Raw genomic sequence first — 8,244 nt, 5'->3', positions numbered from 1 at the left:
AAACCCCACCCACATTTTCCCAAACATTTTTTTATATCTAATAAGCGGGAGCGAAAAGGGTGAGCGGGAGCCGGTGGAGCGCAGGGCCCCGAGGCCGCCTAGATCAGCCGCCGATGACGTCGCGATCGACGTCGGGAATGCCGTCACGGTTCATGTCGGGATCACGCAACTGACGTGCGTCCCACCTCAGCAGGACGGCCGCGATTGCCGCCGACACCACCGACCCGGCGAGGATCGCGGCCTTCGCGGCGGCGGCGTGCGAGTCGCTGCCCACTTCGAACGACAGTTCGGCGATCAGCAGGGCGACGGTGAATCCGACGCCGGTCAGCATGCCGACGGGCAGAAGGTCTCGGAGGCCGATGGAGTCGGGCAGTCGTAATGGGGTGAAGCGCACCATCAAGGCCGTGAATGCCAGGACGCCGACCACCTTGCCGACGACGAGTCCGAGCATGATGCCGATCGACACCGGCTGGATGATGCTCGACGTGCCGACCACGGTCACCCCGGCGGCGGCGAAGGCGAACACGGGCAGGGCGAGCGCAGCGGAGTAGGGCCGGACGGTTTCGTCGAACAGTTCCGTGCGCGGCATCCGTTCGCCGCGGATCGCGACGGCCGGCACCGAGAAGCCGAGCAGCACACCGGCGATGGTCGCGTGGACGCCGGAAGCGTGCATCAGCGTCCACGCCGTCAGCGCGACCGGCAACAGCAGTAGCCACCAGCGTCGGGCCATGCGGACGAGGACCGCGAACACCGCGACCGCGACCAGTGCGCCGAGCAGGGCGGGCAGGTTGATCGTGTCGGTGTAGAAGGTGGCGATCACTGTGATGCCGAGCAGGTCGTCGACGACGGCGAGGGTGAGCAGGAACGTTCGCAGCGCCAGCGGCAGTCCCCGGCCGAAGATGGCGAGGACGGCGAGGGCGAACGCGATGTCGGTGGCGGTGGGGATCGCCCAGCCGCCGAGCGCTTCGGGGTCTCCGATGCCGACGACGGCGACGTAGCAGGCCGCCGGGACGATCATGCCGCCGAGAGCGGCCACGACGGGCACGCCGGCAAGTTTGGCGTCGCGCAGGGTGCCGGCGACGAATTCGTGTTTGAGTTCCACACCGACGACGAAGAAGAAGATGGCGAGCATGCCGTCGGCGATCCAGTCCGCCAGCGACAGGTGCAGATGCAAGGCCGCCGGGCCGAACTCGATCTCGAGGAGATCCTGGTAGCTGTCCCGCCAGGGTGAGTTGGCCCAGACGACGGCGATCGTGGCGGCGGTGAGCAGCAGGGCGCCGCTGGTGGTGTCGAGGGCTGCCCAGCGCTTGAGCTGAGCGGTGCGCGACGGTGAGGTGTCCGACGTCGACTCGCCTGGTGGCGAGAGGTCGGAACCGGTGGGTTGCTGGTCGGACATGAATCCTCCATTGGGGTCGTCGGTGGCATTCTCCGGCACGCTTTGCTGCCGGAGGCCGACCAGACTTCCCGGCACACCGCGGACCATTCTCCCTGACGCCGGCGACATTCTCGAACCGGGCCCGGTCATCCACAGGTCAGCGCCGGTTTCGCGCCACCTGTGGATGGTTCGGCATCGGTGTGTCGGCGCGAACCTAGTGTCGTCGCATGCCTTCACTGCGTCGTCCCCTTCGGACCGGACTCGCTCCCCGATGGCGCGATCGACTCCGGCACGCCTTGCGGCCAGGCTGGACGCGCAGCGTGCTCATCCGGCGCGCCGCAGCCATAGCGCTGCTCGCGGTCGCCGTGGGCGTCGGTTTCGCCGGACACCGGACGAGCGGCGAACGTCCGGTGCTGGCAGCGGCCCATGAACTGCGGCCTGGCCAGCCGCTGACCGCCGACGATGTGCTGGTGGTGCGCGTTCCTGCGGCGCTGGTCCCCGACGGTGCGCTCACCAGCGCCGACGCCGGGATCGGACGCATGATCGCCGGGCCGGTCCGCATCGGTGAGATCGTCACCGACGCCCGACTCCTCACGCCACGCCTGCCCTCTGCGCTCACCGGTTCCGACGACGCCCGGCTCGTCCCGGTGCACCTCGCCGACGACGCCCTGACCGCGTTGCTGCGTTCGGGCGACGTGGTCGACGTGCTGTCGCCCGACGCGGAAGTCTTGGCGCGCGGCGCGGTGGTCGCGCTCCCCGCGACGCAGAGTGCCGGAGGTGGGTTGGCCGCCCGAACTGCGACCCGTCCCGTACTGCTCGCGATGAACGAATCGTCGGCGCACCGCGTCGCCGCCGTCGGACTCGACGCACCGCTTGCCGTGGTGCTGCATTGACGCGAGCACAGAGTCCCCCACCACTGCCTGAGGTGCGACGAGCGGAGACTCCCCCACCGCTGCCTGAGGTGCGACGAGCGCAGACTCCCCCACCGCTGCCTGAGGTGCGACGAGCGCAGACTCCCCCACCGCTGCCTGAGCAGTCTATGGGGTTGGTTGTCAAGGGCTGGTTTTCGGTGTGTGGGCGTGTTTGTTCGACTGCTGACAAGGAATCTGTTTGCCGCAGTTGGGTGCTGGGGGTTGTTGGGTTGCCGGGGTCCGAGGTGCCCTGCGCGTGCTCTACCTAGCGGTCAATCGGGTTGTTCCCGACAGTCTTCATTCGAGCTTTGGTCGCGCGAGGGGTGGGACTGCTCATGCTCAGCCGCGGGTTGTTCCCCAGGTGCTTCGAGCTTGTCCCGGCAACAAGGTGTTGGTTAGGCGGCCTCCTGCTGGGCAGTGCCCTGTTTGGTGGTGCCGCCGGCAGCGATGGCCGGATCCCACGTTGTGTTGGTCACGATGACGATGTAGAGCTGACGCAGCAGCGCTGCACCGATCGCAACGCGGGCTTGATTGTTGGTCAGCGGGTTGGCTTTCCGGGTCGTCAGGTGGGTGTAGCGGGCGGCGTAGACCTCGTTGTTGGCGGTCGCGGCGAACGCGGCCCGATACACCGCCAGCCGCAGCTTGGGCCGACCGCGGCGGCTGATGGAGGTTTTCCCGGCGTAGGTGCCTGAGGCGTTCTCCCGCGGGCACAACCCGGCATGCTTGACCAGCGCGCGGGCGGAATCAAACCGGGCCAGATCACCGGTCTCGGCCAGGATCGCCGCGGCACCCACCACCGAGATCCCGGGAAACGACTCGATCAGCGCGGTGTAGCCCAACTCGTCGATGACCGCGGTCATCTCGGTCTCGACCTGCCCGCACGCGTGGGCGTGATGGGCGAGGTCGCCGAGCACGTAGCCGGCGCGTTCGATCGCCGCGGCCCGCTGACCGGGCAGACTGACCGGCGCGGCGGCCGCGGCCCAAATTTTGGCCAGGATCGGCCGGTACACGCGCCGCGCGCCCCAGGCGGGTAGCTCGGCGGCGACCGCGGCGATAAATGCCGCCAGCGTGCCGTGGCCGCGGACCTTCTCGGGGTCACAGCCGGCCACCCGCATCGCGGCCAGCCAGGTCGCGGCATCGAAAGGTTTGCTCGCACAACCCAATACCTGCGGCCACACACATTCCAACAGATCGCGCACCTGCTGGCGGGCCGCGCTGCGGCGGGTGACCTGCTCCACCCGGCGCGCCCCCAAATGCCGCAACCGCGCCCACACCGGGGACAGCACCTCGGGCACATACACGTGTAGCTGGCAGGTCAGCCGGGCGATCAACACTGCGTCTTTGTCATCGGACTTGTCGCGGGTGAAGTCCTCGGCCTCCCGCGCCCGGGCCACCAGCATCGGCTGCACACACACCATCGCTATCCCGGCCTCGGCCGCCAACTCGCCCACCACCCGCCAGCGGTGACCCGTCGGCTCACACGCCAAGGTCAACCCCCGAAATCCCGCCTTGGTCGCCTCGGCCAGTGCCCACGCCAACGCCGGCCCCAACTGCCCAGGCGAGCACCGAAACGTGCGCCGAGCCAGCACCTGCGAATCGTGATCGGTGACCACCACCACCTGCTTGGAGCTGGCCAAATCCAACCCCAACACCGCGTTATCGCGGGTCACGATCTCACGCAACCGCGCAATCCGGGCATTACGGCGCTTGTCACCACGACTCAACCGACTACGATCAGACACAGACATCCTCCTAGTTTTGGTTCCTGGGACACCAAGCCCGACATCAACCAAAACAGGAGGATGTCGCTGCTTTCCAATCCCTCAACCCATTACTAGGTGCGACGAGCGCAGCGAGGAGCCTCGAAGGCCTGGCGACACGACATTGTCATCTCACCAGGGAGCGCTCGCGCCGAGCCACCGGTCGGGCGCGTTCAACCCGGCGAGGTACCCGACACATATCGCGCATTCGCTGCAAAGAAGCGCGATTCGTTTACGATCCTGGATAGGGTTTGGAAGTTCGGTGGCACACATCGAATTCAGGAACTCGTTAGAGATTCGAATTACCGAGAACAAGAGCGGGAAATCACCAAGGAGAGGCCGCACACCGTGCTCAAGGGATTCAGGGACTTCATACTCAAGGGCAATGTCGTCGAATTGGCGACCGCGGTCATCATCGGTGCAGCGTTCACCGCGATTGTCACCGCGTTCACCGACGGCATCGTCCAGCCGATCATCAACTCGATCCCGATCGGCAGCGACGCCGCTCAGGGACTCGGGTTCCAGATCACCGACAATCCGTCGACGTTCGTCAACATCGGCGCTGTGATCACCGCGATCATCAACTTCCTCATCATCGCGGCCGTCGTGTACTTCATCATCATCATGCCGTACAACAAGCTCGCCGAACTGGGCGGCTTCGGCAAGAAGTCCGAGGTCACCGAGGTCGCGCTGCTCACCGAGATCCGCGATCTGCTCGATCCGGAGGGTGCGTCCCCGGCGAAGGCAGAAGCCGAGGCCGACCTGCCCGACCACCTGTCCGACCCATCCGGACCACCGTCTGGGCCACTGTATGGAGCACCGGCCGGCGCGGCCGCAGGAGCCACACAGCGCATCTCGACGTCGAAGCCCGACGCCCCGCAACCTCCGGCGCCGTCGACCGCACCGTACGAGCCGCCGTCAGGCCCACCCTCGGGCCCGCAGGCACCGCTCACCGGACCTCCGGCGGGACCCCCGCCCGGACCGCTCGGTGGGCCGGGCGGACCCGGCGGACCGCCGTATCCGACGCCGCAGCCGGCTCCCGGCAATTACCCACCTCCGGGTAACTACCCGCCGCCCGGCAACTACCCGCCGCCCGGGCCTCAAGGACCGCCGCCCGGATCGGGTCCCGGCACGCAGTACCCCGGTGACTTCCCACCGGACGCGCCCGGACGTCACTCACGTTGACAACAGATCGGCCCCCGCACACCGCGGGGGCCGATTTGTGTCTGTGGGCACCAAGCTGGGCCATCGCTCGCCGCCACGGCGTCGCTTGCGCTCCCTCGCTCAGGGAGCGGTGGGAGCGTGCAGACCCGGACCCACAGCCGACTGACAGCGACACCGGCAGCCACCGTCCAGGTTCGGTTCATACCTTCAGTTGAGTCCGACGAAGTACAGACACAACCGGAGGTACAACACATGCCACAGCAGCCGCAGCGTCCCGATAACCGTGGTGGCCAGCCGCAGGGTCGTCCCGGAGGACGCCCGCAGCCTCGTCGGCGCCCGGAGCCCCGTCCGCGTCGGTGGCCGTTCGGCTTCTTCGGAAGCTGACTTCGCGTCACCAATTTCGAGAGCGCGGCCCTGCGGTACCTCCGACTCCGCAGGGTCGCGTTCGGCTTTTCTTTCCCAATCTGGGTGGTACGACCGAACCTGATCGAAACTCACAGCTACCACGCAGGTTTCGGCAGCAAACTCACAGGAAACTGGCAGAAAGCCAGGTCACTGATCCGTCGAGCGACATTCCGTGCGCCGCAGTAGGTTCCACACGGTGCCGTCCGATCAGACGAAAGTGGCCCGACATGTCCAGATGTCCTTGAGGCGCACTCTCTCCGCGGTTAGCGTTCGTAACGTCCGATGATGAATCGGCGATCAACCTATCGTGACGCCTGTCACTTCCGACGACGTCCGGAAAAAGGAGAGAGCTATGCCCCCACGTAGAGGACCTGGTGGCCCCGGCGGACCTGGTGGCCCCGGCGGACCTGGCGGACCCGGTGGACCTGGCGGACCTGGCGGTCCCGGCGGACCTGGCCGTGGAGGCCCCCCGCCCCGTCGTCGTCGTCGCGGACCCTACGGACCCCCGCCGCGTCGTCGCGGACCCCGTCCGTGGCCGTTCTGGTGGGGCAGCTGACCCGCCAGTCATTTGATTTCGAATCCCCGTCGCTTCGGCGACGGGGATTCGTCGTTTCACGGGTCGGTCAGCGACGCAACAGCCGGCCGCCGTCGACCTCGACCGTGTAGTCGGCCAGCGCCGCGACCTGGGGGTCGTGGGTGATCAGCAGCGTCGTGCGCGACTTCGCCAGGCGGACCATCGGTTCGAGGATGCGCGTGGTGGTCGCACCGTCGAGGCCGGTGGTCGGCTCGTCGAGGATGAGCAGTGGGGTGTCGCGCAGGAAGGCACGCGCCAGCGCGATCCGCTGCCGCTGGCCGCCCGACAGGTTGACGCCACGCTCGGCCAGCTTCGCGTCGAAGCCACCGGGGATTCGTTCGATGAACTCGGTGGCGTCCGCGGACGCGGCGGCCTTGCGGATCTGTTCGGGGGTGGCCTCGGGACGGCCGTAGGCGATGTTGTCGGCGACCGTCCCGCTGAACAGCGCCACCTGCTGCGGCAGCACGGCCATGTGCGCGCGCAGGGTCGGTAGCCCGAGGGATCGAATGTCGTTGCCGTTGAGGGTGATCGAGCCGGTGTCGGGGTCGTAGAACCGCAGCAGCAGATAGGTCAGTGTGCTCTTGCCCGCGCCGCTGGCGCCCAGGATCGAGACGAAGTCGCCGTCGTCGATGGTGAGGTCGGCGTGGTCGAGCACCCGATGCCCCGATCCCGGATAGCTGAAGCCGACGTCGCGGAACGTGATGGCTGCTTGGTCGGAGACGGGGCCGGCGATCGGCGCGGTGAGCATCGCCTCTGCGTCGGCATCGGTGGCGTCGGCGACGACGGTCGGATCGTCGAGTGCCGGGTCGTCGGCGTCGGTGATGCCGATCGGTGCGTCGAGGACCTGGGCGACGCGTTCGGCGCTGGCGGTAGCGGCGGTGACGTCGACGACGAGTCCGCCGAGGGTCTGGATCTGCGGGTATAGGTAGCCGAGGTAGCCGGTCAGCGCGATGAGCGTGCCGAGGGTGGCGTCGCCGACCGAGATCTGCCACGCCCCGAAGATCAAGACGGCGATCATGCACAGCACCTCGACGATGCCAACGGCCTCGGAGAAGGCGGCGTTGGCCTTGATCTCCGACATCCGAGCGTTGCGCCAGATGCGCGACTGTCGCAGGACGCGCAGGCGGTCGCGGCCGACCTGGTTGTCGGACTGGATGGCCAGCGAATTGGTGAGACCTTCGTTGACCAGTGTGCTGATGCGGCCATTGGCGTGCCGCTCGCGCCGCGACGCCTTCTTGACGACGACGCCGAACCAGCGCGCCATCACCCACAGCAGCGGCGCCAGGATCACCGCCAAGAGCGCCAGATCCCAGGCGGTCACGAACGCCGCCACCGCATAGATGACGAGACTGACGATCGCGACGACCGCCGAGATCATCCCCGACGAGAGCAGGCTGTCGATGGCCTCGACGTCGGAGCTGTGTCGGGCGATGAGGTCGCCGGTGTCGAAGCGGGATCGGGTGTGCGGCGCCAATCGCTGTGTGTGCGCATACATTTGGTCGCGCAGCCGCAGGAGCACCTTCTCGGTGACGCTGCCGCCGATCACGTTGCCCGCGTACGACAATGCCGAACCGAGGAGCGTGACGCTCACCCAGATGATCATCGGCGCCACGAGTGCCTGGAGATCACCTGTGATCAACACGTTTTCGACGATGTAGGCGAACACCGCGACCGTGACCACCGTGGTCCCGACCTCGATCAGATACAGCAGGATCGCGACGGCCAGCTTCCACCGCTCCCCCTTCAGCAGCGGTGTGAAGCGGCGGATGGTGGTGATGACGTTGAGAGGATTGGGGCGGTCGTCGTAGTCGTCGAGCCCGTCGCGAACCTCGCTGGTCGAGCCGCTACCGAGCCCCTGGGCGAGGAAGCGTGTCGAGACCACTTCACCCGACCCCTCGTCCCCACCGCTGGTCGAGCCGCCTCCGAGCCCCTGGGCGAGGCGGCGTGTCGAGACCACTTCACCCGCGCCGTCGAACTCGGCCTCCGTCTCATACAGCTCGTCCGGTTCGGGAGTCACGCTCCATCGAGACTTCCGTAAGCCGGCCATTCCCTCAC

Annotated in this window: 5 protein-coding genes; 2 read left to right on the top strand and 3 right to left on the bottom strand. The window is 67.4% G+C overall.

The features are described from left to right. Positions 1–103: 103 nt before the first annotated feature. Complete coding sequence (nhaA, locus tag ACWDTF_RS20735) at positions 104–1,396, bottom strand: Na+/H+ antiporter NhaA (protein WP_449754981.1); 1,293 nt, start codon at positions 1,394–1,396, stop codon at positions 104–106. A 206-nt stretch (positions 1,397–1,602) separates the two neighbouring features. On the opposite strand from nhaA, the gene ACWDTF_RS20730 reads away from it, so the two are divergent. Further along, positions 1,603–2,268: an SAF domain-containing protein gene (locus ACWDTF_RS20730; protein WP_449754980.1), complete on the top strand. Its 666-nt coding sequence runs from the start codon at positions 1,603–1,605 to the stop codon at positions 2,266–2,268. 413 nt (positions 2,269–2,681) lie between these two features. Here ACWDTF_RS20730 and ACWDTF_RS20725 read toward each other — a convergent pair whose 3' ends face one another. Continuing rightward, positions 2,682–4,028: an IS110 family transposase gene (locus ACWDTF_RS20725; protein WP_449754979.1), complete on the bottom strand. Its 1,347-nt coding sequence runs from the start codon at positions 4,026–4,028 to the stop codon at positions 2,682–2,684. 366 nt (positions 4,029–4,394) lie between these two features. On the opposite strand from ACWDTF_RS20725, the gene mscL reads away from it, so the two are divergent. After that, on the top strand, positions 4,395–5,231 hold the full coding sequence (gene mscL / locus ACWDTF_RS20720) for a large conductance mechanosensitive channel protein MscL (protein ID WP_449754978.1): 837 nt from the start codon (positions 4,395–4,397) through the stop codon (positions 5,229–5,231). A gap of 1,007 nt (positions 5,232–6,238) precedes the next feature. Here the strand turns inward: mscL and ACWDTF_RS20715 are convergent. Continuing rightward, complete coding sequence (locus ACWDTF_RS20715) at positions 6,239–8,236, bottom strand: ABC transporter ATP-binding protein (protein ID WP_449754977.1); 1,998 nt, start codon at positions 8,234–8,236, stop codon at positions 6,239–6,241. Between the last annotated feature and the right edge of the window lie 8 nt (positions 8,237–8,244).

It is taken from the genome of Gordonia sp. NPDC003422 (assembly GCF_053588675.1).
Note: the sequence above shows the minus strand (reverse complement) of the source record. Positions and strands in the feature narration are given on the sequence as shown.